At 73.3% G+C, this 25,750-nt stretch carries 10 protein-coding genes; 1 reads left to right on the forward strand and 9 read right to left on the reverse strand.

Annotated features, from left to right (window positions below; all coding sequences use genetic code 11):
- Positions 1-6: 6 nt before the first annotated feature.
- From ACFYYB_RS33105 to ACFYYB_RS33120, 4 genes are all read right to left on the reverse strand, one after another.
- Positions 7-1,437 carry a methylaspartate mutase gene (locus tag ACFYYB_RS33105; RefSeq protein WP_389440150.1) on the reverse strand — a complete coding sequence of 477 codons (1,431 nt, stop codon included), beginning with the start codon at positions 1,435-1,437 and terminating at the stop codon, positions 7-9.
- Positions 1,434-1,874, reverse strand: a complete 441-nt coding sequence (locus ACFYYB_RS33110) for a cobalamin B12-binding domain-containing protein (RefSeq protein WP_389440152.1) — start codon at positions 1,872-1,874, stop codon at positions 1,434-1,436. The genes ACFYYB_RS33105 and ACFYYB_RS33110 overlap by 4 nt, the downstream gene beginning before the upstream one ends.
- 167 nt (positions 1,875-2,041) lie before the next feature.
- Positions 2,042-2,248, reverse strand: a complete 207-nt coding sequence (locus tag ACFYYB_RS33115) for an MbtH family protein (protein WP_389440154.1) — start codon at positions 2,246-2,248, stop codon at positions 2,042-2,044.
- Positions 2,245-9,399: an amino acid adenylation domain-containing protein gene (locus ACFYYB_RS33120; RefSeq protein ID WP_389440156.1), complete on the reverse strand. Its 7,155-nt coding sequence runs from the start codon at positions 9,397-9,399 to the stop codon at positions 2,245-2,247. The genes ACFYYB_RS33115 and ACFYYB_RS33120 overlap by 4 nt, the downstream gene beginning before the upstream one ends.
- Positions 9,400-9,589: 190 nt before the next feature.
- On the opposite strand from ACFYYB_RS33120, the gene ACFYYB_RS33125 reads away from it, so the two are divergent.
- Positions 9,590-9,976, forward strand: a complete 387-nt coding sequence (locus ACFYYB_RS33125; protein WP_389440159.1) for a DUF4440 domain-containing protein — start codon at positions 9,590-9,592, stop codon at positions 9,974-9,976.
- 80 nt (positions 9,977-10,056) lie between these two features.
- Here the strand turns inward: ACFYYB_RS33125 and ACFYYB_RS33130 are convergent, their stop codons facing one another.
- From ACFYYB_RS33130 to ACFYYB_RS33150, 5 genes are read right to left on the reverse strand one after another with little or no spacing between them, the layout of a single operon-like run.
- Entirely contained in the window at positions 10,057-15,408 is a 5,352-nt protein-coding gene (locus tag ACFYYB_RS33130) for a condensation domain-containing protein (protein ID WP_389440161.1), read from the reverse strand.
- A 12-nt stretch (positions 15,409-15,420) separates the two neighbouring features.
- Positions 15,421-17,298, reverse strand: a complete 1,878-nt coding sequence (locus tag ACFYYB_RS33135) for a non-ribosomal peptide synthetase (RefSeq protein WP_389440163.1) — start codon at positions 17,296-17,298, stop codon at positions 15,421-15,423.
- 5 nt (positions 17,299-17,303) lie between these two features.
- Positions 17,304-18,344 carry a TauD/TfdA family dioxygenase gene (locus ACFYYB_RS33140; protein WP_389440165.1) on the reverse strand — a complete coding sequence of 347 codons (1,041 nt, stop codon included), beginning with the start codon at positions 18,342-18,344 and terminating at the stop codon, positions 17,304-17,306.
- A 51-nt stretch (positions 18,345-18,395) separates the two neighbouring features.
- Positions 18,396-19,223 carry a thioesterase II family protein gene (locus ACFYYB_RS33145; protein WP_389440167.1) on the reverse strand — a complete coding sequence of 276 codons (828 nt, stop codon included), beginning with the start codon at positions 19,221-19,223 and terminating at the stop codon, positions 18,396-18,398.
- Positions 19,220-25,621 (reverse strand): amino acid adenylation domain-containing protein, encoded by a 6,402-nt coding sequence (locus tag ACFYYB_RS33150; protein ID WP_389440169.1) that lies wholly within the window; start codon positions 25,619-25,621, stop codon positions 19,220-19,222. The genes ACFYYB_RS33145 and ACFYYB_RS33150 overlap by 4 nt, the downstream gene beginning before the upstream one ends.
- Between the last annotated feature and the right edge of the window lie 129 nt (positions 25,622-25,750).

Consider the following 25,750-nt stretch of genomic DNA (forward strand, 5'->3'; position numbering starts at 1 on the left):
AGCGGCTCAGGCAGGAGCCCGGGCCGCTCGGGCACCCGCCCGGGCTCCGGCACCGGCAACGGCCGCGGAACCGGGGGGCGCCGACGGGCCGTCGTACTGGGAGGCCACCCGGCCCAGCGCCGCCAGCAGTCCGTCCGAAGTCATCGGCCGTACGGAAGCGCGTACATGACCACCCGTCATGCGATGGGGGGTGACCGGCATCGCGCCCGTATCGGACCAGCGGAGCCGTCCGCTCGCGTCGACGAAGCTGCGCGAGCGCCCCGCGTTGTCCGGGTGGAGGCAGTACGGGACGTCCAGGACTCCCCGCGCGAAGGCGGTCCGCAGGGCTCTCCCGAGGTCGTCGCCCAGTTCGAGGACGGCCTCCACGAAGGCCCGGGCTTCCCGGTAGACCTCGCTGTCCGCCGGCCGCGCCGCCTCGTGAGGCGGCGCGGCCAGTGCCGCCGTCGCGGCGGCCGTCTCCAGTGCGCGGACGTTCTCCAGCACGCTGGGGATCCGGTGCGCCTCGGCGGCCGTCTTGACGATCAACCGCTGCGCCCCCGAGGTCACGGCCAGCCGTGCCGAGGCCTCCAGCAGCCGGGTGGCGCCGCGCTCGGTGTGCGGGAAGACCCCCATGTAGGTGTAGAGGACGACGTGCCGGTCCACCTCCGCGGGCAGGAACTCCGCGGCGAGCCGGTGCAGGGCCCGCACTGCCTCAGCGTCCTGCGCGGGGTCGGTCTGCTGCGCGTAGCTGAGGGAGACGCTGCGGATGCCGTGCCGGGTGAAGAACAGTGCCTCCAGCAGGCTGATGGCCACCAGCAGCCCGGGCGGGCAGAGCTGGCCGAGCATGCAGCCTCCGAAGCTCTCCACGTGAGCCACCCGCGGCGCCCGGACGAGCGAGGCCAGCAGTTCGCAGCAGTGCGCCCAGTTCTCCACGGACTCGGCGAGCGGGGTGCGCCCGTAGGGCAGGCAGTACGAGACCGGTCCCCCCTCCGTGGCGTCCAGCCCGGCGGCGGCCAGCGCCCGGACGATGGCCTCCGGCCGCGACGAGCCGTGCCGCACCTGGACGGGGAACCCGGCGTCGAGCACGCCGGTGAGGAGGCCGCGGGTGAGCTCGGTGGAGTGGGTGGCGATCGGGTAGCCGTTGAGGGGGGTGCCCTCGGCGAGGGCTTCGCGTGCCGCGGCGTGGTCGCCGACCCGGGTGTAGCTGTCGATGGTCAGGGTGCCGACGGTGGTGGCCACGGCGGCCTTGGTGCGTTCCAGGCCGGCTCGCATCCGTTGCGGATCACCGAACCCCATTCGGGGCTGGACGACCAGTTGTCCGGAGGCGGCGGCGGCCGTGACGAACGCGCCGAAGGAGGTCGTCGAGGCGGACGGGGAGCGCGTGTCCGGGGCGGTCGTGTCCGGCGCGACCGGGTCGGTGGCGGCCCCGTGCGGTGCGGAGAGCGTGGCGGCGGTCATGCGACGGCCAGCGAGGCGGCCCCGAGGGAGGCGGCCCCGAGGGAGGCGAGGAAGGACTTCAGGGCTTCGATGTCGCCGTCGTCGAAGACGGCGTCGCAGCCCGCGTCGAGGAGCCGTGCCCGCTGCTCGGGGTCGGCCGAGCCGGCCACGCCGAGCTTGCCGCCGATGACGACGGGAAGGGACAGCCCGGTCCGGCGCAGCGCGCGCACCGCGCTCAACCCGTCCCGGTAGCCGTGCCCGTTGACGCTGCTGATGACCACGAGGCCGGGTTCCTCGGCCGTGCAGGCCGCGATCAGCAGCTCGTCCGTCACGCAGGGACCCAGATTGCGGACCGGGTGCCCGAGCTCCTCCAAGAGCAGCTGCAGATAGACCAGGTTCCATGTGTGGGAATCCGATGCCGTACCCGTGAGAAGGATGTTCACATTCCGTCGTCGCATACGGACGAATATAGATAGCGACAGGGCTGTCGAGGGGAAGTTGAACCGGCAGTTGGACGGTGCCCAAAGCGCCGCTCGGAGTATGGTCGGGGAAAGTGGAAAACCGTGCCCCGCGATGCGGGGCACGGTTTTCCTGAGACTGTTTTTCTGTGCTGCCCGCAAAGGGGTCAGGCGTATTGGGCCACCAGGCTCTTGGGGCGGATGTCCGTCCAGTTCCGCTCCACGTAGTCGAGGGCGTCCGCGCGCGTGCCGGCGCCCCAGACCACGTCCCAGCCTGCGGGAACCTCGGCGAACACGGGCCACAGGGCGTGCTGCCCCTCCGTGTTGACCGCGACGTGGAACGTGCCCTCGGTGTCATCGAAAGGATTGGTCATGACAGGCTCCTCAATTTCTCGGAAAGGATACGGCCGATCAGGGCGAGCGGTTCGGGTTCACCCATTCTGGTGTGCGGGACCCCGATGATGTGATTCTCGACGCTGCCTTCCACAAAGGGAATCCAGTGCTGCGCGAGAGTGTTTTCCGTTTCCCCGTCCTCGATGGCCGCCAGGAACAGCATGTCGGTGGCGACCGGACGCGGGGCGTACAGGTTCATGATTTCGGCGTGGTTGATGGAGGCTCCGATCACGGAGCGGATCTCCCCGTTCGAGAAGGCCCCGAGCACCGGGTCCTTGAGCCGTACGAGGCCGATCAGGGCGTCCACGTCGAACGGCGCGTCGGCCGGCTCGTCCGAGGCGTCGCCGACCAGCATGTCCCGCTTCTGCGCCGGGGTCATCGCGCGCCGCACCGGTTCGGTGGGCAGCAGGTGGACGTCCATCATCGCCAGCAGCTCGGTGCGCTCACCGAGTTCGGCCAGGCGCACGGCGAGCGCATGGGCCACCGTGCCGCCGAAGGACCACCCCAGGAAGCGGTACGGGCCCTGCGGCTGGACCTCCCGGATCAGCGGGAGGTAGTCCGCCACCATCTCCTCCACGGAGGCGGGGGAGTGGCCCAGCTCGCTCAGCGCCCTTGCCTGGATGGCGTACAGGGGCTGGTCCGGCCCGAGGTGCTGGGCCAGGCCGGCGTACGGCCAGCCGACCCCGGTTCCCGGGTGGATGCAGAACAGCGGCGGCCGCGTTCCGCGGGTGCTCAGCGGAAGCACCACGCCCATCGGGTCGAAGCCGCTGGGTTCGTCGCCCAGCAGCCCCGCGACGGTCGGGGTGCGGAACAGGTCCCGGACCCCGCGCTCCAGCCCGAGCACGGTGCGCATCCGGCTCACCAGCCGGACCCCGAGCAGTGAATGACCGCCCAGGCCGAAGAAGTTGTCGTCGATGCCGACCCCCTCCACGCCCAGCACCTCCGCGAACAGGCCGCAGAGGACCTCCTCGCGCGGGTTGCGCGGAGGCCGCCCGGCGGGGCGCGCGGCGAGAGCGGGCGCCGGCAGCGCCTTGCGGTCCGGCTTGCCGTTGACGGTGAGCGGAATGGAGTCGAGCAGCACCGCCGCCGACGGGACCATGTGCTCGGGGAGCTCGTCCGCCGCCCAGCGCAGCAGCGCCTCGTCCGTCAGGCCGTGGCCCGCGCGGGGCACGGCGTACGCGACGAGCCGCTTGCCGCCGGGGCCGTCCTCGAAGACGACCACCGCGATCTGCCCGACGCCGGGGTGGCGGGCCAGCGTCGCCTCGATCTCCCCGGGCTCGATGCGGAAGCCGCGCAGCTTGATCTGCCCGTCGGCCCGTCCCACGAACCGCAGTTCGCCCTCCGGCGTCCAGTGGACGAGGTCGCCGGTGCGGTACATCCGGCCGCCGTCGGCGGCGAACGGGTCGGCGACGAACCGCTCGGCAGTCAGCCCCGGCCGCCCGAGGTACCCGCGGGCCACCTGGGTTCCGGCGATGTACATCTCGCCGGCCACCCCGATCGGGACGGGGCGCAACCGTTCGTCGAGGACGTGGACCCGGGTGTTGTCCAGGGCTGAGCCCAGGAACACGCCGGGGAGCGTGCGTCGTCCCGCCGGGATCCGCTGCTGGTGCGAGGCGAAGGTGGTCTCGGTCGGGCCGTACGAGTGGACGAGCACGGTGTCCGGGCAGTGGTCCAGAACCCGCTGGAGAGCGCTCGGGGAGGCCACGTCACCGCCGGTCCAGACCTCGTCGAGGAGCTTGAGGGTGTCCAGGCCCTCGTCGGCCATGATGTGGAAGAGGCCCATGGTGAAGTAGGCCGCGCTCACTCCGTAGGTACGGACCGTGTGGTCGAGCTCGGCCACGTCGGTGCCGTCGCCCGGGGCGATGACCAACTGGCCGCCGTTCAGCAGCGGCACCCACAGCTCGTAGGTGGAGGCGTCGAAGCCGATCGCCGAATGGACCAGCATCCGGCGGTGGTTGGCACGGTTCCAGCAGCGGTCGGTGACCAGTTCCACCACGTTGCGGTGCGTGACGCCGACACCCTTGGGGCGGCCGGTTGAGCCCGAGGTGAACATCACGTACATCAGGGCGTCCTCGCCGACGGTGATCCCCGGATCGGAGACGTCCTCGTCGGCACCGTCGGCGTTGCGGTCCGCTGCTCGGTCCGCCGCCAGCACCGTCACCCCGGCCGCCGCCTCCTGGATCACGGCGGGCCGCTCCAGGTGCGACTCCTGTGTCAGGAGCACCCGCCCCGCCACGTCCTCCATGACCATGCGCACCCGTGCGTCGGGCAGCCGCGGGTCCAGCGGCACGTAGGCGGCCCCGCACTTGAGCACGGCGAGCGCCGCCACCAGCAGGTCCGGCGTGCGGTCCATCAGGACGCCGACCGCCCCGTCCCGGGCCACGCCGGCCGCGAGCAGCCGGTGCGCGAGGGCGTTGGCGCGGGCGTCCAGGGCCGCGTAGGTCAGGGTCTGCTCCTCGTACGAGACCGCGATCCGGTCCGGGGTGCGGCGGGCTTGGGCGGCGAACCGTTCGTGCACCAGCCCGCAGGCCTCCCGCGGGGTCGCCGTGTCGTTGTACTCGGTGAACAGGCGGAACTCCTCCTCGGCCGAGAGCAGGGGGATGTCTCCGATGCGCTGCCAGGGGTCGTCGGCGACCGCCCGCAGCGTGCGGGCCAGGTGCGCGGCCAACTGGGCCGCCGTCCCCTCGTCGTAGAGGTCGGTCGCGTACTCCAGTACCCCTTCCAGCCCCTCCGGTGCTCCGTCCGCCGTGCGCGTCTCGCGCAGCGACACGGTCAGGTCGAACTTCGTGAAGCCGGAGGCCGTTCCCAGCGGGGTGCCGGCCAGCGCCGCGTCCGCCGGAGCCGGCGCCTCCGCGGGATGGACCTGGACCATGACCTGCACCAGGGGGTGGTGGGCGGTGGAGCGCGCCGGGTTGAGCTGCTCCACCACCAGGTCGAAGGGGAGGTCCTGGTGGGCGTACGCGGCGAGGTCGGTCTCCTTGACCCGTTCCAGGAGGTCCGCGAACCGGGGATCGCCGGAGGTGTCGCACCGCAGCACCAGCGTGTTGACGAAGAACCCGACCAGGTCGTTCAGCGCCTCGTCGTCCCGTCCGGCCACGACTGTGCCCAGCGGCAGGTCGGTGCCCGCGCCGTGCCGGGTCAGCGTGGCTGCCAAGGCCGCCTGGACCACCATGAACACGGAGACGCCGTGCTCCAGGGCGAGGCGCTCCAGCAGGGCGTGAGTGGCGCGGTCCAGGGCGAGAGGTGTCGCCGCGCCCCGGTGGGTGGCCTCCGCGGGCCGGGTCCTCGCCGCCGTCAGCTCGAGGACAGGGGGCGCACCCGCCAGGGCCTCCTTCCAGTGCGCGATGTGTGCGGTGGCGCCCTCGCCGTCGAGGGCGGCCCGCTCCCACAGGGTGTAGTCCGTGTACTGCACGGGGAGCGGCGACCAGACGGGGGTCCGCCCGTCCTGCCGGGCCGCGTACGCGGCGGCCAGATCGGCCAGCAGCGGGCCGGTGGACCAGCCGTCGGCGGCGATGTGGTGGACGAGCAGCACCAGCACCTGCCCGCTCCCGCCCGGCTCCCTGCCGGCGTCCGTGTCCGCGTCCGTGGCCGCGGGGGCGATCAGCGTCGCCCGGAAGGGAAGGTCGACCGCCAGGTCGAAGACGTGTCCGGCCGCCGCGTCGACGGCCGCCTCCAGACCGCCGGGCGGAGCCGAGACCTGCTCCAGCACCGGTCGCGCCGAGTCCAGCACGTGCTGGTACGGCTGCCCGTCCACCGCCGGGTACACCGTGCGCAGCACTTCGTGGCGCCCGGCCACGTCGGCGAGGGCCTCGGCCAGCACGGCCGCGTCGAGCGGCCGGTCCAGGTGCAGGGCGAACGGGATGGTGTAGGAGCGGCTCGGCCCCTCCAACTGGTCGACGAACCAGAGTCGGCGCTGGGCGTACGAGAGCGGTACCCGCTCCGGCCGGTCGGCGTCCGCCACCGGGACCAGGGGCGCCCGGCCGATGCCCGCGCCGCCGTCCCGGGTGAGGCGCAGCGCCAGCCCTGCCGGCGTGGGGGCGAGGAACAGGTCGCGGATCCGGGCCTCCAGGCCGAGCACGGCACGGATCCGGTTCACCAGCCGCACGCCCATCATGGAATGGCCGCCGACCGAGAAGAAGTTGTCGTCCGGGGACACCTGTTCGATGCCTATGACCTCGGCGAACAGCGAGCAGAGCACCTTCTCCGGTGCCGAGTTCCCGGCGGGCCGGTCCTGCGCGGCGCGCACCGCCCGGGCCTCGGCCTCGGCCTCGGTGGCCCGGGCGAGGGCGACCCGGGCCCGACGCTCGGCGAGACCGCGCAGCTCCGCCCCGTCCAGCAGCGGGCTCGCGGAGGGCGGCCCGTACGGGTCGGCCGCGGCCCGGGCCAGGGCCCGTACGAAGACGTCCAGCAGCAGCTGCGCCGTCTCCTCGTCGAAGAGGTCCGCCGCGTACTGCCACCACACCTCCAGCGTGCCGTCCGACGCGGCGACGCAGGCGGCGCTGAGGTCGAACTTGGCCGCCGTCAGACCAGGTTCCACGAACCGGCCGGTGAGAGCGCCGGCCGGCTCCTGAGCCTGACCGTCCCGCGCGTCCTGCTGCTGGGCCGTCAGCATCACCTGGAAGAAGGGGTTGACGGCGAGCGCGCGGTCCGGGGCCAGGTGTTCCACGAGCAGGTCGAAGGGCAGTTCCTGGTGGGCGTATGCGGCCAGGTCCACGTCCCGGGCCCGGTCCACGAGCTCCGCGTACGGGACGTCGCCCGATACGTCGGTGCGCAGCACCAGGGTGTTCACGAAGAAGCCCACCAGGCCGTCGAGGGCCTCGTCGCCGCGACCCGCGACCGGGGTCCCGATCGCGATGTCCTCTCCCGCGCCGAGCGCGGCCAACGCCTGGGCGAGCGCGGGCTGGAGGAGCATCAGGAGGCTGGCGCCGCGTTCCTCGCCGAGCGCGGTGAGCCGTCCGAACGCCTCGGCGTCGAGCCGCGCGAGGAGATCGCCGCCCCGCCCGGTCGGCTCGGCGGGCCGGGGCCGGTCGGCCGGTAGGTCCAGCACGGTCGGCATCCCCTCCAGGGCGGGCCGCCAGTGCTCCAGCAGTGCGGTCGGGTCCTCCAGCAGCTCGTGCTGCCACAGGGTGTAGTCGGCGTACTGCACGGGCAGCGGCTCCCAGTCGGGTGAGGCGCCGGCCGCCCTCGCTTCGTACGCCCGGCCCAGGTCGCCGAGCAGCGGGCCGACCGACCAGCCGTCCGTGGCGATGTGATGCGTCAGCAGGGCGAAAGTGGCTCCGCCGTCATCCGTGATGAACAGGCATGCACGGATGGGGAGTTCGCAGGTGAGATCAAAGGTTCCGGCGTTGAACCGTGCGACCAGCGCGTCGAGTTCGCCGGGTCCGCATTCCCGCACCGTCAGCGGGACCGTCAGCGGGTCCAGGACGTGCTGGTAGGGCTCGGAGTCGACGGCCGGGTACACGGTCCGCAGCACCTCGTGGCGTTCCACGAGGTCGCCGAGCGCCGCCGTCAGCACCTCCCGGTCGGGTACGGAGTCCAGTCGCAGGACGAGCGGCAGGTTGTAGGTCGTCGAGGGGCCCTCCAGCCCGGCCAGGAACCACAGTCGGCGCTGCGCGAAGGACAGTGGGATCCGGTCCTCGGCGGGCAGCACCTCCCCGTCGAACACCGCCGCGGAGGGCAGGCGTTCACCGGCGGTCGCTGCCCGCAGCAGTTTCCGGTCGATCTTGCCGGAGGAGGTGCGGGGCAGGGCCTCCACGAGGGCCAGGACCGACGGCACGGCGGCGGCGGGCAGGTGCTCCCGTGCCCGGGCGCGCAAGGCGTCGGCGTCCACCCCCGGGTCCGCGACGACGAAGGCGGCCAGCCGCTTCACGCCGTCCGCGGTCTCCTGGGGCACCACGGCGGCCTCTCGGACCCCCGGGTGGGCGGTGAGCACCGACTCCACGGACGCCGGGTCCACCCGATGGCCGTTGATCTTGACCTCGTCGTCGGCCCGCCCCCGGAAGCCCAGCTGCCCGTCCTCCCGTACGAACACCACGTCGCCGGTGCGGTACGCGCGCTCGGGGCCCAGTACGGCGAAGCGCCGCCCGGTCAGCTCGGGCCGGCCGAGGTAGCCGAGGGCCAGACCTCCGCCGAGCAGCCAGAGCTCACCGTCCACCACGGCCGCGCGCACCCCCGGCAGCGGCTCCCCGATCGGCACCGGACCGCCCGGGTGCCGGGAGAGGTCCGCCACGGTGGCGACCACGGTGGCCTCGGTCGGGCCGTAGGTGTTGAGCAGCCGCACCCGGTCCGGGTCCACGGTGGCGCACCACTGCGCGACCCGCTCGGGCAGCGCGGCCTCGCCGCCGATGACGACCGTGCGTACGGAGAGCGGCAGTTCGGCGATCCCGGCGCTGAGGGCATGGGTCAACTCGTGCCAGTAGGCCGTGGGGAGGTCCAGAACGCTCACTCCGTGCGCGGCGCATCCCGCCAGCAGCCCGGGGACGTCCAGCATCTCCTCGTCCCGCAACACGAGGGTGGCGCCGGCCCCGAGGGTGAGGAACACCTCCTCGACGCTCGCGTCGAAGTGCAGCGGCGCGAACTGCAGGACCCGGTCCTCGGCGGTGATGCCGTAACGGACGGTCGCCCCGGCCGTGAAGTGGGCCAGGGCGTCCTGCCCGACCACCACCCCGTTGGGGGTGCCGGTCGAGCCGGAGGTGTAGATCACGTAAGCGGCATCCCGCGGCACCCCGGGCCCGGGAAGGGTGAAGTCACCCTCCACCGGGCGCACTTCCTGTCCGGCGCAGTCCGCGAGGATGGCGGCCGTCCGGGCGGCCGGGGCGGCGGGGTCCAGCGGCAGGTAGGCGGCGCCGGTCCGCAGGGCGGCGAGCAGCCCCACGATCGCGTCGATCCCGCGCGGCCGGTGCACGGCCACCAGCCGGCCGGGCCCGGCGCCCTCGGCGGCCAGCTCCTCGGCGCGGAACGCCACGGCGAGGGCGAGCTGCCCGTACGTCATCCGGCGCGCGCCGTGCACCAGGGCGAGCCGCTCGGCGCCGTCGGCGACCCGGGCGTCGATCCGGTCGAGCACGCGGGGCGCCGGGGTGATCGCCGGGCCGCCGTCCAAGACGGCGGAGGCGGTGGGGGCGGTCGAGGGCATCGCGGAGCCTCCAGGCGGGGGATGGGATGCGGAGCGGAGTCCGTGCCCCCAACCTAGACACCCCGCCCCACCCCACCGGGCAGTCCTCGCGGCAGCTCCCCGCCACCCCTTCTGCCGCTGCGAACTGCCGGTCGCCGGCAGCCGGCAACTCGGTTGCCAGGGGCCCGGTCACCCGGGCGAGAATGCCGGCATGAGCCGAGAGGCGGACGAGGTCCGCGAAGCGATCGCGGGCGAACTGCGCCTCATGGACCCCGGCGTGCGCGCATCGCGCACCATGGCCCGAGAGCTCCTCGACCCGGATTTCGTGGAGATCGGCGCGTCGGGGCGGCGGTGGACGTACGAGGAGATGCTCGCCGCGCTGCCCGAACTGGCCGGTGCGGCGGAAGGGAGCCCGCGCTACGAGGCCTCGCACTTCACCGGCGTCGTGCTGGCGCCCGGGCTGGTGCACCTCACGTACGAGACCACGCTGGACGGAAACAGGGCACGGCGGAGCTCGCTCTGGCGACGTCAGGGTGCGGCCGCGACGTGGCGGATGTACTACCACCAGGCCACGCCCGTCCCGCCCGGCGGCAGCTGACCGTCGCGGAGAGGCCCTCCCCGGCAGGCTGCCGGGAGGGCCTCACGAACGGTCTCCGGGGAGGTACCTGCCGCGGTCCCCTACGGCTGGCGGACCCGGGAGCCCGCCCGGGTGCGGCGGCGCAGGGCCGGCGGCGGGGTCGGGGGGACCGGGGGCGCCGCTGCGAGGAGAGCCGCCAGGCGGGCCGGCGTCGGGTGCCGGAACACCTCGCGCAGGGTCAGTTCCCGGCCCAGCTCCGCCTTGATCCGGTTGACGAGCCGGACCGCCAGCAGGGAATGCCCGCCGGACTTGAAGAAGTTGTCGTCCGGGCCGAGCTGTCCCCGGTCCAGCACCTCCGCGAACAACCTCAGCAGCGCCGGGGCCAGCCGGTCCTTGCCGTCACCACCGTTACCGGCGTCACCGTCGTCGAGGCCGGCACGCGTGCGGTCCGCGGCCCCGGGCGGGGCGGAGGCCCGGTCCGGATCCGGCTTCGCCTTGGTCTGCGACCCCGACAGGAGCCGCACCGCGGAGGGCACCGCGTACTCCGGCAGCCGGTCCGCCGCCCACTCCTGCAGGGTCGCCTCCGTCAGCGGACCGGCCCGCCACTCCCGGTCCAGCACCTCCGCGATCAGCCGGTCCTCCTCCACGCGGATCCGCGCCCCGGCCACCGCCGGGTGCTCCGCGAGGACCGCGGCGACGTGCTCCGCGTGGATCCGGTAGCCACCGGCCAGGAGCCGCTGCGGCCTCCGGTCGGCCGGCGCCGGGAGGTCCCCGACCCGGCGGCCCGGGTCGGCTGCGAACAGCTCCAGCGCCGCCACGAGCAGGTCGGCCAAGCGCTGGGCGCCCGCCTCCTCGTAAAGGTCCGTGGCGTACTCCAGCACCCCCGACAGGCCGCCGTCGGTGCGTTCCGTCAGTGCGAACGTCAGGTCGGACTTGGCGGTCGCCGACCCGTACGGCAGCTCCACGCCCGCGAGCGGGCCCCCGGCGGTGGTGTCGCCGCCCGCGTCCGCCCGGTTGACCTGGAGCATGACCTGCACCAGCGGGTGGTGCGCCGCGGACCGGAGCGGGTTCAGGTGTTCCACCAGCAGGTCGAAGGGGAGATCTTGGTGCGCGTACGCCGCCAGGCCCGCCTCACGGACCCGCCCGAGCAGCTCCACGAAGGTCGGATCGCCGCTCGTGTCGGTGCGCAGGACCAAGGTGTTCACGAAGAAGCCGACCAGCCCCGACAGGGCGTCGTCGCCGCGCCCCGCGACCGTCGTGCCGAGCGCGAGGTCCGTGCCCGCACCGAGCCGGGTGAGAGCCGCCGCGAGCGCGGCCTGCACCACCATGAAGAGCGTGGCGCCCTGACCGTGGGCGAGGCGGGTCAGGCGGGCATGTGTGTGTGGGGACACCGCGAAGGCGGTGAGTGCCCCGTGCCCGGAGGGCTCGGCCGGCCGGTGCCGGTCGGTCGGCAGATCGATCAGCGGTGGCAGGCCGGTCAAGGTCCTTTGCCAGAAGTCCTGGTCGGTCCGTGAATCGGCGAGCAGCTTCCGCTGCCACAGCGTGTAGTCGGCGTACTGCACCGGCAGCGGGGGCGCGTCGGGAGCCCTACCGGCCTGTCGCGCCTCGTACGCGCCGGCCAGATCGGTCAGCAGCTGCCCCGTGGACCAGCCGTCGGCCGCGATGTGGTGCAGCAGCAAGACCAGTGTCTGCGGTCCGTCCCCGTCCGGCAGGAACAGCCAAGCCCGCAGCGGCAGATCGCGCGTCAGGTCGAAGACGTGCGCCGCGGCCTCGTCCACGGCGGCGTCCACGTCCTCGGGCCGCGCCAGCTCCAGCTGGGGCCGTGCCCGGTCCAGCACCCGCTGGTACGGTTCACCGCCCTCGGCCCCGTACACCGTGCGGAGCACCTCGTGCCGCGCCACCACATCGGCCAGGGCGTCGGCGAGCACCGCCGGGTCCAGCGGACGGTCCAGACGCCGCACCAGGGCGATGTTGTAAGCCGGCGACATGCCCTCCAACTGGTCGACGAACCACAGCCGGCGCTGCGCGTACGACAGGGGAAGCCGCTCGGGGCGGGGGTCCGCGGGCGCCAGTACGGGCCGGGGGCCGGTGGCGCCCGCCGCGGCCAACCGCCGGTGCAGGCTCGTGGCCGTGGGGGCCAGGAACAGGTCCCGGATGCCCGCCTCCACCCCGAGCACCGCTCGGATCCGGTTGACGAGCTTGCTGGCCAGCAGCGAATGACCGCCGGATTTGAAGAAGTTGGCGTCCGCACCGATCCTCTCTCGGCCCAGCACCTCGGCGAACAGCCCGCAGAGGATCTCCTCCCGGGGCGAGAGCGCCGTCGGCGCGGGTGCGGCGGGCCGCTCCGCAGCCGCGGCCGCCGCGGCGAGCCGCTCACGGCGCCGCACGAGACCCGCCCGCTCCTGCGCCGTCACCAGCTCCAGCGCGCCCAGCCGGGTATCCGCGGAGTCCGCGAACGCGCGCAGCGCCCGTACGTACACCTCCAGCAGCAGGCGCGCCGTCTCGGCGTCGAAGAGGTCCTCGGCGTACTGCACGTGCACGTCCAGTCCGTCCGCCGTTCCGTCCGCGCCCCGCCGCGCGGCGCAGTGGAAGGAGAGGTCGAACTTCGCGGCGCCGAGGTCGGTGCTCGTCGCCCGTCCCCGGGTGCCGCCGAGCAGAACCGCTTCCTCCGCCGCCTCCTGCACGGTCAGCATCACCTGGAAGAAGGGGTGTTCGCCCAAGGCCCGCCCCGGCTCCGCCAACTGCTCCACCAACAGGTCGAAAGGCAGGTCCTGGTGGTCGAAGGCGGCCAGGTCGGCGTCCCGCACCCGCTCGACGAACGCCCCGACCTCCGGGTCACCGGACAGATCGGTGCGCAGGGCGAGGGAGTTGACGAAGCAGCCCACCAGGTCGTGCAGGTCTTGGTCCGGTCGGCCCGCCACCGGCGTGCCGATCGTCAGGTCCTCCCCGGCGCCCGTGGCCGACAGGGCCGCCGCCAGCGCGGCGCGGGCCACCATGAACAGGCTGGCCCGGCGGTCCCGCGCCAGGGAGAGCAGCGCCCGGTGTGCGGCGGCGTCCAGCCCGGCCGACATGGTCACCGCCCGCCCCGAGGGCTCGGCGGGCCGGGGCCGGTCCAGGGGCAGCGCGGTCCGGGCCGGCACGCCGTCCAGCGCCGTCTTCCAGAAGCCGAGCAGCGCCGCCGGGTCCGCCAGCAGCTCGCGCTGCCACAGGGCGTAGTCGGCGTACTGTACCGGCAGCGCCCGCCACGCGGGGGGCCGCCCGGTGAGCCGTGCCCCGTACGCCTCGCCCAGGTCCCGCAGCAGTGGGGCGATCGACCAGCCGTCGGTCGCGATGTGGTGCACCAGCAGGACCAGCACCGCGGTGCCGTCCCCCGGCAGGAACAGCCGGGCCCGCAGCGGTGGCCGCAGCGCCAGGTCGAAGGGCTCGCGGCCGAAACCGGCCACCAGTTCCTCCAGCGCCTCCGGGGCGCACCCGGTCACCTCCAGCGCCGCCGTCTCCAGCCAGGCCCCGTCCGGGCCCAGCACCCGCTGGTACGGCTCGCCGCCCTCGGAGCCGTACACCGTGCGCAGCACCTCGTGCCGCCCCACCACGTCACCCAGCGCGGCGGCGAGAGCCGACCGGTCCGGGACCTCGGTCAGGCGCAGCACCAGCGGCGCGTTGTAGGTCGCGGACGGCCCCTCGATGCGGTCCAGTAGCCACAGTGCCCGCTGCGCCGCCGACAGCGGCAGCCGCTCCGGCCGGTCGGCCGCGGCCGTCAGCGTCGGCCTGCTCGTGGCCGCACCGTCCAGTTCGGCGAGCCGGCGGTGCAGCGCCGTCGGGGTCGGAGCCAGGAACAGGTCACGGATGCCGAGCTCCAGGCCCAGCGCGCCCCTGATCCGGTTGACCAGCTTGCTCGCCAGCAGCGAATGCCCGCCCGATTTGAAGAAGTTGGCGTCGGCGTCCTGTGCCTCGCGGCCCAGCACCTCCGCGAACAGTCCGCACAGGATCTCCTCGCGCGGGGACAGCACGTCACGGCGCACCGGCCCGGCCGGCGCCGAAGCGGCCGCTTCGGGGACGGCCGCAGCGTGCCGGGCGGCCAGCGTCCGGGACTCGCCGGCCGTCACCAGGTCCAGCTCGCCGAGGAGCCGGCCCGGGTCCTGCGCCGCGGCGCCGAACGCGCCGAGAGCCCGTACGTACACCTCCATCAGCAGCCGCGCCGTGTCCGCGTCGAAGAGGTCTGTCGCATACGTCAGGGCGACGTCGATCCCGTCGGGGGCACCGTCCGCGGTGTGCCGCTCCGCGCAGTACCAGGTCAGGTCGAATTTGGCGGCGTCCAGGCCGACGTCCTGCAGGCGGCCGCCGATCCCGCCGGCCAGCTCCACCGGCCCCGATGGCCCGGAGTCCGCGTCCACCGTCAGCATCACCTGGAAGAACGGGTGGTGGCCCAGGGCCCGTTCCGGTGCGAGCTGTTCCACCAGCAGATCGAAGGGCAGCTCCTGATTCTCGTAGGCCGCCAGGTCGGCCTCCCGCACCCGGCCCAGCAGCTCGCCGACGGACGGGTCGCCCGACAGATCAGTGCGCAGGGCGAGGGAGTTGACGAAGAAGCCGACCAGGTCGTAGAGGTCCTCGTCGGGCCGGCCCGCCACGGGCGCCCCGATCACCACGTCCTCGCCCGCCCCGGTGGCCGACAGCACCGCCGCCAGCGCGGCGCGCGCCGCCATGGTCAGGCTCGCCCGGCGGCCGCGGGCCAGAGCGAGCAGACCGCGGTGCCCGGTCGCGTCCAGCCGGGAGGTCACGGTGGCACCCCGGCCCGAGGGCTCCGCCGGACGCGGCCGGTCGGCGGGCAGGGCGATGACCTGCGGAGCCCCGTCGAGGACCCCACGCCAGTGCGCCACCTGCTCGTGGGCGAGCCCGTCCGGGTCGGCCGGGTCGCCGAGCAGTTCGTGCTGCCACTGGCTGTAGTCCGTGTACTGGACCGGCAGCGGCTCCCGGTCCGGTGCCCGGCCCGCGAGGCGGGCCGCGTAGGCCTCGGACAGGTCGCGCAGCAGGGGGCGTACGGACCACCCGTCGGTGGCCACGTGGTGGATGAGCAGGACGAGTACCGAGGTCCCGTCGCCCGGGAGGAACAGCCGTGTCCGGAAGGGCGGTTCGGCGGTGATGTCGATCGTCTGCCGGGTGAAGGCGGCGACGGCCGCGTCCACCCCGCCGGCCGGCCGGTCCACGGTGGTCAGCCCCGGTATGGCGGCCGGCTCCAGCACCCGCTGGTACGGCTCGGCGTCGACCCCGGCCGGCAGCACGGTCCGCAGCACCTCGTGCCGCTCCACCACGTCGGCCAGCGCCGCGCCGAGGGCCGTGGTCTCGGGCACCCCGTCGAGGTGCACGACGACGGGGGCGTTGTAGGCGGCGGACGGTCCGTGGAGCCGGCCCAGGAACCACAGCCGGCGCTGGGCGAACGACAACGGGATCTCGGTCATGTCCTGACTGTCCTAACTGTCCTGGCGCGCGGTGTCGGCGTCGGCGGTGGCCCCGGCGGTCGCCGCGACGAGCGTGTCGAGGTGGGAGGCGAGGTCGCGCAGGCGGGGGTTGGCGTAGACCGCCTTGACCGGCAGGGCGACGCCCAGCTCGGCCCGGACCCGCGACACCAGCTTGATCGCGAGGAGCGAGTGCCCGCCCAGCTTGAAGAAGTTGTCGTCGGGCCCGATGCGGGGAGCACCGAGCACCGCCGCCCACACACCCGCGATCAGTTCCTGCGACCGGCTCAGCCCCTCGGTGACCGGCTCCGGCCGGGGGGAGGCTGCGGCCGGTGCGGGCAGTGCCGCCCGGTCCAGCTTGCCGTTCGTGGTGGTGGGGAAGCGGTCCAGGGCGACGAAGGCCGCCGGGAGCATGTAGGCGGGCAGGGCCACCCCCAGATGCTCGCGCAGCGTCCCTTCGGTGACCTCGCCGGAGGAGGTGCGGTAGTAGGCCACGAGTCCGGGCGCCCCGTGCACCTCGTCGAGGAGCAGGACGGCGGCCTCGGCGACCCCGTCGACCGCCGTCAGCGCGGCCTCGATCTCCGGCAGCTCGATGCGGTGCCCGCGCAGCTTGACCTGTCCGTCGGCCCGGCCCAGGTAGCCGAGACGGCCACCCGGCAGCAGCCGCACCAGGTCGCCGGTGCGGTACATCCGCCCGCCGTACGCGGCGTCCGCGCCCGAGTCGGCGGTGAACCGCTCCGCCGTCAGGGCGGGCCGCCGCCGGTAGCCGCGCCCCACGCGGGGGCCGGCCAGGTACAGCTCCCCGCTGCCGCCCTCGGACACCGGGTTCAGCTTCCCGTCGAGGACCCGCATCCTCAGCCCCGGCAGCACGCTGCCGATGTGGGGCTCGTCGGCGCCGTCGATCCAGCCCGCAGTGGAGTCCACCGTGCACTCGGTGGGCCCGTACAGGTTCACCGTGCGCAGGACGCCCTGGGCCCCCTTCTGCGCGAGGCGCCGCCACAGCTCCGGGCCGACCGCCTCGCCGCCGATGAGCAGCGTCAGCGGCCGGGGACCGCCGTCCGCGGTCAGCAGGTCGAGCAGCGGCTCCGCGTGCGAGGGGGTGATGTCCAGGTCGGTCAGGCCCTGTTCGTCGATGAAGCGGGCCAGCAGCGTCGGGTCGGCGCGGGTCTCCTCGTCGATCATCACGAGGGTGTCGCCGCGGCAGATCCGAACCCACTGCTGCACGGAGGCGTCGAAGGACGGCGAGGCGTTCCAGCCGACCCGGCCGCCGTCGGTGACGGCGATGTCCGCGCCCTCCAGCTCGGCGAGCAGCGCGGAGGCGGCGGCGCGGCCGATCTCGACCCCCTTGGGGCGGCCGGTCGAACCGGAGGTGTAGATCACGTAGGCCAGGGTGTCGGCGGAGACGGGCACCGGGCGGTACGCGGGGTCCGCGGCCCCGTCTGGCGCGGCCAGTTCGGCCAGGGAGACGTGCGCGGTACCGGCCGCGAGGGGCTCGTGCTCCGGGCCGGCCGTCACGACGAGGTCGGCTCCGGAGTCCTCGATCAGGTAGCGGCGCCGCTCGGCGGGCAGCTTCGGGTCGACCGGGAGGTAGGCGGCGCCCGCGGTCATGGTGCCGATCAGCGCGGCCACGAGACCGGCGCCGCGCGGCAGGGCCAGGGCGACCACGCTCTCGGGCCCGATGCCGCGGGCTGCCAGGTGGGAGGCGATCCTCATGGCCTCCGTCCGCAGGGTGCCGAAGGTCAGCTCGCGGTCCGCCGCGACGACGGCGGTCCGCGCGGCGGGAACCAGCGCGAGCCGGTCCAGCAGGTCCGCCACGGTGCGCGGGGCGTCGTGGGCGGCGTCCTGCGGGAGGGAGTCGGAGATACGGGAACGCTCGGGAAGCACGGCGGTCATGGTGGTCACTCCCCGGCGAAAACGGTGGTGGACGGCTGGGTGGCGGGCGCGCAGTCGGCCAGTGCGACCGGCTCACCCATGGCGACCAGGATCTTGCGGTCACCCTTGTAGGCCTCGCGGCCATGGGCGCAGAGGATGTTGTCGACGAGCATCAGGTCCCCCTGCTGCCAGGTCTCGCGGACCGTGACCCGGTCGTACACGTCGTTGATCGCGTCGACTTCGGCGTCGGTCAGGCGCGTCCCGTCGCCCAGGTAGGTGTTGAAGGGGAGGCCGTCCTCGCCGTACGTCTCCACGAGCACCTCGCGGATGTCGGGGTCCAGGGTGCGGCTGTTCCAGAAGGCGAAGTGGTTGAACCAGGTCCGCTCGCCCGTGGCGGGGTGGGTGACGATCGCCGACCGGCGCTGCCGGGTGATCATCGAGTCGTCCTCCTCGACCCACTCGTAGCCGACCGTGTTCTCCTCGCAGTAGGCCTCCGCGACGGCCTTGTCCTCGGTCGCGAACGTCTTGTACCAGGGCAGACCGGCGAGCTCCGAGTAGTTGCGCACGAGCAGCCAGCCGGCCCGGGCGAACCGCTCCACCAGCTCCGCCGGCAGCAGGCGCAGCGCCTCGCGCATGTCGCCGACCGTGGTCGCTCCGCCCTCCTCGGGGGCGATCACGCAGCCGAACAGCAGCACACCGGGGAAGTCCAGGGTGTAGCTGTTCTCGTTGTGGAGCCGGATCGGCTGTACGGCCGGCAGGTCGGTGGAGGAGAAGACGCCCTCGCCGAAGTCGGTGCGCGGGGTCGCCTTCTCCTTGTAGCCCGCGCGCCGCTGGATCAGCGCGTCGCGGGCGGCGGCGAAGCTCGCCGCGTCCGAGACGGGCAGCCCCCGCAGCAGGACCGCACCGGAGCGGTGCAACTCGGCCTGGATCGCGGCACGGTGGGTGTTCAGCCAGGCGACCGCCGATTCCAGATCGGCGCCGGGCGGGGTCTGGACGACGACGGGCTTGCCGGCCTCGCGGATCGGGCGGATGCCGGTGTCGGCGGGGGCGTCTGCGAACGTGGTCATGGAAGGTCCTTAAGAGGGTGCGGAGTCGAGAAAGGCGGAGGGGCGGGGTGCTCAGGCCGTGGAGCCGGCCGTGGCCCGGCCGCCGACGACGGAGCCGAGGCCGGAGTCGGGGCTGAGGACGGGGCCGAGGACGGCGAGGAACTCGGCCAGTTGCTGCTGGAAGTAGAAGTGCCCGCCGGGCAGCACGAACGAGGTGAAGGGGTGGTCGGTGAGCTGCGCCCAGCGCTCCAGCGAGGCGGCCGGTGCGACCGGGTCGGCGTCCCCGCCGATCACCGTCAGCGGGCAGTCGACGCGTGCCTCGGACTCCTCGCAGCGGTAGACGTCGTCGATCGCGAAGTCGGCGCGGATGGAGGGGATGATGATCTCCCGCAGCTCCGGCTCGTCGAGGATGCCGTCGTCGGTGCCGCCGCGCTCCTTGATCGCGGCGACCAACTCGTCGTCGTCCAGGCGCTCGGGGTGCACCGCGCACGGGTTGGCGAGGAAAGGGGCGCGGCAGGCCGAGGCGACCAGGGCCCGCGGGGTCCGGCCCGCCGCCTGCAGGGCCCGTACCACCTCGAAGGCGACCAGCGAACCCATGCTGTGCCCGAGCACCACCAGGTCGTCGGTGGTGCCCGCCGGCAGTGAGGCGACGACGGGACCGACCAGATCGGCGATGGTACGGGGCAGGTCCTCGGCGAAGCGCGCGCCGCGGCCCGGGTACTGGCCGATCAGCAGCCGGACGTCGTCGGGGAGGTACTGGCGCCATTCGGCGTACGCGTGGGCGTTGCCGCCGGCGTGCGGCAGGACCAGCAGCGAGGTCCGCTGCGGGCCGTCGCCCGGCAGGTCCCACACCACGTCGTCGGGCGCGGGCGTGAAGTCCGGGTACGTGTCGTAGCTCATGAGGAACTCCGTTCCTGGTCGGGGGTACGGCGGCGCAGCGCGGGGCGGGCCCGCCGGGGCGCCGCCGGGGCGGACCGGCGCAGGGTTTCGATGCGCTGGGCGAGGGTGGCGGGCGTGGGGTGCTGGAAGACGTCGCGGAGGGTGAGGGTGACGCCGAAGTCGGCGCCCATCCGGTTGGTGAGGCGGGCGGCGAGCAGGGAGTGGCCGCCGTGGTCGAAGAAGTCGTCGTCGATGGAGAGGGCCGCGCTCGTTCCCAGGGCCTCGGTGAAGTGTCCGAGGACCGACGACTCCAGCTCGGTGCGCGGAGCGCGCCCGCCGGCCGTGGCCGCCGCCTCCGGGACCGGTAGCGCCCGTTTGTCGATCTTCCCGTTCGGCGTGAGCGGCAGCCGGTCCAGCAGGACCACGAAGGCCGGGACCATGTGGTCCGGCAGCAGTGTGCGCAGCCAGAGTCGGACGTCCTGACCCGAGAGGTCGGGCGTGGTCGCGACGAGATAGGCCGTCAGCTGCGGCGTGTTGTGGTGGTCGGGGTGGGTGGACAAGGTCGCCTGGGCGATCGCGGGGTGGCCGGTCAGGACGGTTTCTATCTCCGTCGTCTCGACGCGGAAGCCGCGGATCTTGATCTGGGTGTCGGTGCGGCCGGTGTAGTGGAGATTGCCGTGGGTGTCCCAGCGGGCTTGGTCGCCGGTTCGGTAGAGGCGGGAGCCGGGGGGTCCATACGGGTTGGGGATGAAGCTGGTTGCTGTGGTGGTGGGTTGGGCGAGGTAGCCGTGGGCGATGCCGTCACCGGTGAGGTAGAGCTCTCCGGTGACGCCGGGCGGTGTGGGGCCCAGATGTGCGTCCAGGACGTAGGCGTGCTTGTTGGTGAGTGGTCGGCCGATGGACACGGTGGGTGTCGGACGGTCGGTGACGGGGATGGGGTGGGTGGTGGTGAAGCCCATGGATTCGGCGGGGCCGTAGCCGTTGGTGATGGTGAGGGTCGGGTGGAGGGTGTGGAGTCGGTGGACGTGGGTGGGGGAGGCGGGTTCGCCGCCGGTGTAGACGATCCGGGTGGTGGCGAAGGTGTCGGGGTGTTCGTCGGTCAGGTAGTTGAAGAGGCTGGAGGAGAGCTGGAGCATGGTGACGGCGTGCTGCTGCGACAGGGCTGCGATGGTGGCGGGTTCGGGGCGTTGTCCGGGTTGGAGGACGGTGGTGCCGCCGTGGAGGAGGGCGCCCCAGAATTCGAGGCTGAAGGCGTCCCAGGAAACGGGGGAGCACTGGAGGAAGACTTCGTCGGGTCCGAAGGTGGCGTAGGTCTGTGCGGTGAGGGTCGAGACGAGGTTGCGGTGGGAGGACAGGATGCCCTTGGGGCGTCCCGTCGAGCCCGAAGTGAACATCACGCACGCGACATCGGCGGGCGTCAGGACGACGACCGGCCTCGTGGCCGGCTGCCGGCCGATGGCCCCGGCCTCGGTGTCGACCAGCACGCAGTTCCACGACCCCGCCACCCGGGTGTGGTGGCGGGAGTCGGTGACGAGGATGCCCACCTCCGCGTCCCGCGCGGTGCCCGCCAGTCGTTCGTCGGGGAATTCGGGGTCCAGGAGGGCGTATCCGGCGCCGGTCTTGAGGACGGCGAGGATCGCTACGGCGAAGTCGGTGCCGCGGTCGAGGAGGATGCCTGCCAAGTCTCCTCTTGTCAGGCCTTGTTCGGCGAGGTGGTGGGCGAGGCGGTTGGCTCGGGCGTCGAGTTCGCCGTAGGTGAGTTCCTCGTCGCCGAAGACCAGGGCGCGCGCTCCGGGACGGGTACGGGCCTGCGTCTCGAAGCGGTCGACGAGGGTGTCCTCCCCGATCTCGACCCGCCGGCCCGTCCACTCCTCCACCACCTGCCGCCGCTCGGACTCCTCCAGCAACTCCAGCTCCGAGAGCGGCACTTCGGGTGCGTCCACGACGTGTTCCAGAGTGCGCCGCAGCATCCCCGCGAGTCGCTCCACGGTGGACCGCTCGTACAGATCCGAGCTGTACAGCACCACCCCCGTCAGGGGTCCGTCCGGCTCGGACCGCAGCAGGAACTCCAGGTCGAACTTGACCGCCCCCGTGGCCAGCGGCTCCGCGGCCCCGGCCCGTAGACCTGGCAGGTCCGCAGTGGCTGCCGGACCCGACTCCAGGGCCAGACAGACCTGGAACAGCGGGTGCCGGGCCGACGTACGCGTCGGATTGACGGCCTCCAGCACCAGATCGAAGGGGACGTCCTGATGGGCGAAGGCGTCCAGGTCGGCGACCCGTACCCGGGACAGCAGCTCCCGGAAGGCGGGATCCCCCGAGGTGTCGGTCCGCAGCACGAGGGTGTTGACGAAGAATCCCACCAGGTCCGACAGGGCCTCGTCCGTACGCCCCGCGACCGGCGAGCCGAGGGGGATGTCCGTCCCGGCGCCGAGCCTGGTCAGCAGAGCGGCCAGAGCGGCCTGCACCACCATGAAGGGCGTGCACCGCTCGGCGCGCGCCAGCTCCACGATCCGCTTGTGCAGCCGGCGGCCGAAGTCGAAGCGCACCGCGCCGCCGACCTGCCCCGCCACCGCGGGCCGGGGCCGGTCGGTGACCAGCCCGAGCTCCTCCGGGATACCGGCCAACGCGGACTTCCAGTAGGCCAGTTGCCCGTCCAGCAACTCGCCGTCCGCCTGCACCGCGCGCTGCCAGAGCGCGTAGTCGGCGTAGTCGACGGGCAGCGGGGCCAAGTCGGGGGCGCGGCCCTCGAGCCGGGCGGCGTAGGCGGTCGACAGGTCGTCGAAGAGCGGGCGCAGCGACTGGCCGTCGGTGGCGATGTGGTGGAGCAGGACGAGCAGGGTCGTCTCGGCCTCGCCGGTTCGCAGCAGGGTCGCGCGCAGCGGATGCTCGGCGGCCAGGTCGAAGGAGTGCCGTGCGGCCGCGAGCAGTTCGGTGTCCCGGTCCCGCGCAGGCACCGTACGGACCTCGAAGACGGCCGGCCCCGCCGGGTCGACGACCTGCCGGGGGTCGCCGTCCACGGTGGTGATCCGGGTCCGCAGCGGCTCGTGCCGGCCGACGAGGTCACCGAAGGCGGCGCGCAGCGCCGCCACGTCCACGGCACCCTCCAGCCGGACCGCCATCGGCACGTTGTACGAGGTCCCGTGCTCCTGGAGCTGCGACACCAGCCACAGGCTCTGCTGCGCGAAGGACAGCGGCAGCCGCTCCGGTCGCACGGAGGCCCGGGCCAGCGGAGGCAGCGAGGGCCGGCCCGAGGCGACCGTCACCTGGCGGGCCAGGGCGGCGGGCGTGGGGTGCTGGAAGACGTCGCGGAGGGTGAGGGTGACGCCGAGGACGGCTCCGATGCGGTTGACCAGCCGTGCGGCGAGCAGGGAGTGGCCGCCGTGGTCGAAGAAGCCGTCGTCGATGGAGAGCGGGACGGGAGAGCCGAGTACGTCGCTGATGAGGGTCCGGACCAGCTCCTCCAGTTCGGTGCGCGGTTGGCGCCCGCCGGCGGACAGCGGCAGTTCCACCGCCGGCAGCGCCCGTTTGTCGATCTTCCCGTTCGGGGTGAGCGGCAGCCGGTCCAGCACCGCGAACTGCGCCGGGACCATGTGCTGCGGCAGCCGCTCGCGCAGCCAGTCCTTCAGCTCGCCCGGGCCCAGCTCCGCGCCGGGGGCGAGGGTGACGTAGGCCGTCAGATGGGTGGTGTGCACCAGGGTGGCCTGGGCGATCGCGGGGTGTCCGGTGAGGACGGTCTCGATCTCGGTGGGTTCGACGCGGAAGCCGCGGATTTTGATCTGGGTGTCGGTGCGGCCGGTGTAGTGGAGGTTGCCGTGGGTGTCCCAGTGGGCTTGGTCGCCGGTTCGGTAGAGGCGGGAGCCGGGGGGTCCATACGGGTTGGGGATGAAGCTGGTTGCTGTGGTGGTGGGTTGGGCGAGGTAGCCGTGGGCGATGCCGTGGCCGGTGAGGTAGAGCTCTCCGGTGACGCCGGGCGGTGTGGGGCGCAGTCGTGTGTCGAGGACGTAGGCGTGCTTGTTGGTGAGTGGTCGGCCGATGGACACGGTGGGTGTCGGACGGTCGGTGACGGGGATGGGGTGGGTGGTGGTGAAGCCCATGGATTCGGCGGGGCCGTAGCCGTTGGTGATGGTGAGGGTCGGGTGGAGGGTGTGGAGTCGGTGGACGTGGGTGGGGGAGGCGGGTTCGCCGCCGGTGTAGACGATCCGGGTGGTGGCGAAGGTGTCGGGGTGTTCGTCGGTGAGGAAGTTGAAGAGGCTGGAGGAGAGCTGGAGCATGGTGACGGCGTGCTGCTGCGACAGGGCTGCGATGGTGGCGGGTTCGGGGCGTTGTCCGGGTTGGAGGACGGTGGTGCCGCCGTGGAGGAGGGCGCCCCAGAATTCGAGGCTGAAGGCGTCCCAGGAGACGGGGGAGCACTGGAGGAAGACTTCGTCGGGTCCGAAGGTGGCGTAGGTCTGTGCGGTGAGGGTCGAGACGAGGTTGCGGTGGGAGGACAGGATGCCCTTGGGGCGTCCCGTCGAGCCCGAAGTGAACATCACGCACGCGACGTCCTCCGGGGTCAACGGGATGGTGAGGGGGCCGGACGGCCGTCCGCCGATGAGGTCGGACCCGGAGTCCACCAGGACGGTCCTCCACGGCCCGCTGCCGACGCGGGCATGATGAGGCCCGTCGCTCACCAGCATCCGCAGGCCGGCCTCTACGGCCGTTCCGGCCAGTCGTTCGTCGGGGAATTCGGGGTCCAGGAGGGCGTATCCGGCGCCGGTCTTGAGGACGGCGAGGATCGCTACGGCGAAGTCGGTGCCGCGGTCGAGGAGGACGCCTGCCAAGTCTCCTCTTGTCAGGCCTTGTGCGGCGAGGTGATGGGCGAGGCGGTTGGCTCGGGCGTCGAGTTCGCCGTAGGTGAGTTCCTCGTCGCCGAAGACCAGGGCGCGCGCTCCGGGACGGGTACGGGCCTGCGTCTCGAAGCGGTCGACGAGGGTGTCCTCCCCGATCTCGACCCGACGGCCCGTCCACTCCTCCACCACCTGCCGCCGCTCGGACTCGTCCAGCAACTCGATTGCGGACAGGGGCACTTCGAGATCCGAGTCCAGAGCGACCGTCACGAACCGCACGAACCGGTCCTGGTGCCCGGCCACCGCGGCGAGATCGCAGACCTGCGGAGCCGCGTCGAAGTCGATCCGCAGCCCGCCCTCCGGCCCCAGATCGTAGACACCGACCGCCAGGTCATCCACGGGACCGTTGCTCAGGTTGTGCTGCATCGTCGGGAAACCGCAGAACCGCATGCCCGGGGTGAAGGCCATGATGTTGACCAGTGGCGCGGCGATCCGCCGCTCCGAATCGCCGACACCCAGGTCCCGGCACATGTCCTCGTACCGGGTCCGCTGGTGCGCCAGGGCCTGCCGGGTCTCCTTGACCACGTCCGTCAGGAGTTCGGCGAGCGTCCCGTCGGGGGCCACGGGTACCCGCAGCGGCACCACGTTCGACATCATCCCCGGTGTGCGCCGGGCCAGTTCGGTACGCCGCCCGGTCACCGGGAGTCCGAGCACGGGCTCGGTGCTCCCGCTCACCCGCTGCACGTACGCCGCGACGAGCGCGATCACCAGCATCGACCACGGCGCCCGCCGGTCCCGCGCCACCGACCGCAGCCGGTCCGTCCGGTCCGGCGGCAGCACCACGGTGCGCCGTACGAAGGGCAGCGCCTCCGGCGCCGGTCCGCCGGTGCGGCCTTCGCCGATCCGCGGGGTCTGCGGCAGCCCCGTGAGGTGCCCGGCCCAGTGCGCCCGGTCCGCTGCCGCCTCCGGCGACGCCTGGTAGAGGCCGTCCTCGGCGTACAGGGACTCCAGTGTGCCGAACGGGCTCGGCCCCCAGGGTTCGCCCGCCGCGCCCCGCTCGTACAGCTCCACCAGCCGCTGGTCCATCAGGGCGACGCCCAGGCCGTCGACGGCCAGGTGGTGGAAGGCGTGGAAGTAGAACCAGCGCCGTTCGCCGCCGGGCGCGGTACCCGCGTCGATCAGGAGGTGCCGGGTCAGCCATCCGTCCGCCAGGTCGAAGGGCCGGGCCAGCTCCGCATCCATCCGGTCCCGGGCGGCACGCGCGGGGTCCGCCTCGCCGCTCAGGTCCAGCAACTCCATGCGTCGGTCGCCCGGTTCGGCCCGCACGAGCTGCCACAGGCCGCCGTCCTCGTCCGCACCGGTTCCGTGGATGCGCAGCGCGTCCGCCTCGCGGGCCAGCTGGTACCAGGCCCGTGCCAGGAGCTCGGGATCGAGGTCGCCCAGGATCTCGCGGAACTCCCCGATGTTGTAGCGGCAGCCGGAGGCGTCCAGCCCGTGGGCCATCCAGATGTCGCGTTGCGCCGCCGACAGCGGCAGCCGCGCGGCGACCGGCACGTGCGCGGTACTGCTCGATTCAGCGGGCTTGGGGGACATTCCGGTGCTCCTCAACATGGTCTCCGTGACGGGGGGTCGAGCGGGGTCCGGACGCCGGTCCGGGTTCTGCCGTGCGGTCCGGCCGTACGCCATCCAACCGGCGGGCCCCAGGGGCCTGCGGCAGTTGAT

The organism is Streptomyces sp. NPDC002886, from assembly GCF_042888445.1.
In the GTDB taxonomy this organism is placed as follows: Bacteria; Actinomycetota; Actinomycetes; order Streptomycetales; family Streptomycetaceae; genus Streptomyces.

Coding starts and splice junctions, on each gene's coding strand:
- ACFYYB_RS33145 (WP_389440167.1), bottom strand. CDS start 19,223: ATGAGCTACGACACGTACCCGGACTTCACGCCCGCGCCCGACGACGTG.
- ACFYYB_RS33115 (WP_389440154.1), bottom strand. CDS start 2,248: ATGACCAATCCTTTCGATGACACCGAGGGCACGTTCCACGTCGCGGTC.
- ACFYYB_RS33105 (WP_389440150.1), bottom strand. CDS start 1,437: ATGACCGCCGCCACGCTCTCCGCACCGCACGGGGCCGCCACCGACCCG.
- ACFYYB_RS33140 (WP_389440165.1), bottom strand. CDS start 18,344: ATGACCACGTTCGCAGACGCCCCCGCCGACACCGGCATCCGCCCGATC.
- ACFYYB_RS33120 (WP_389440156.1), bottom strand. CDS start 9,399: ATGCCCTCGACCGCCCCCACCGCCTCCGCCGTCTTGGACGGCGGCCCG.
- ACFYYB_RS33135 (WP_389440163.1), bottom strand. CDS start 17,298: ATGACCGCCGTGCTTCCCGAGCGTTCCCGTATCTCCGACTCCCTCCCG.
- ACFYYB_RS33110 (WP_389440152.1), bottom strand. CDS start 1,874: ATGCGACGACGGAATGTGAACATCCTTCTCACGGGTACGGCATCGGAT.
- ACFYYB_RS33125 (WP_389440159.1), top strand. CDS start 9,590: ATGAGCCGAGAGGCGGACGAGGTCCGCGAAGCGATCGCGGGCGAACTG.
- ACFYYB_RS33150 (WP_389440169.1), bottom strand. CDS start 25,621: ATGTCCCCCAAGCCCGCTGAATCGAGCAGTACCGCGCACGTGCCGGTC.
- ACFYYB_RS33130 (WP_389440161.1), bottom strand. CDS start 15,408: ATGACCGAGATCCCGTTGTCGTTCGCCCAGCGCCGGCTGTGGTTCCTG.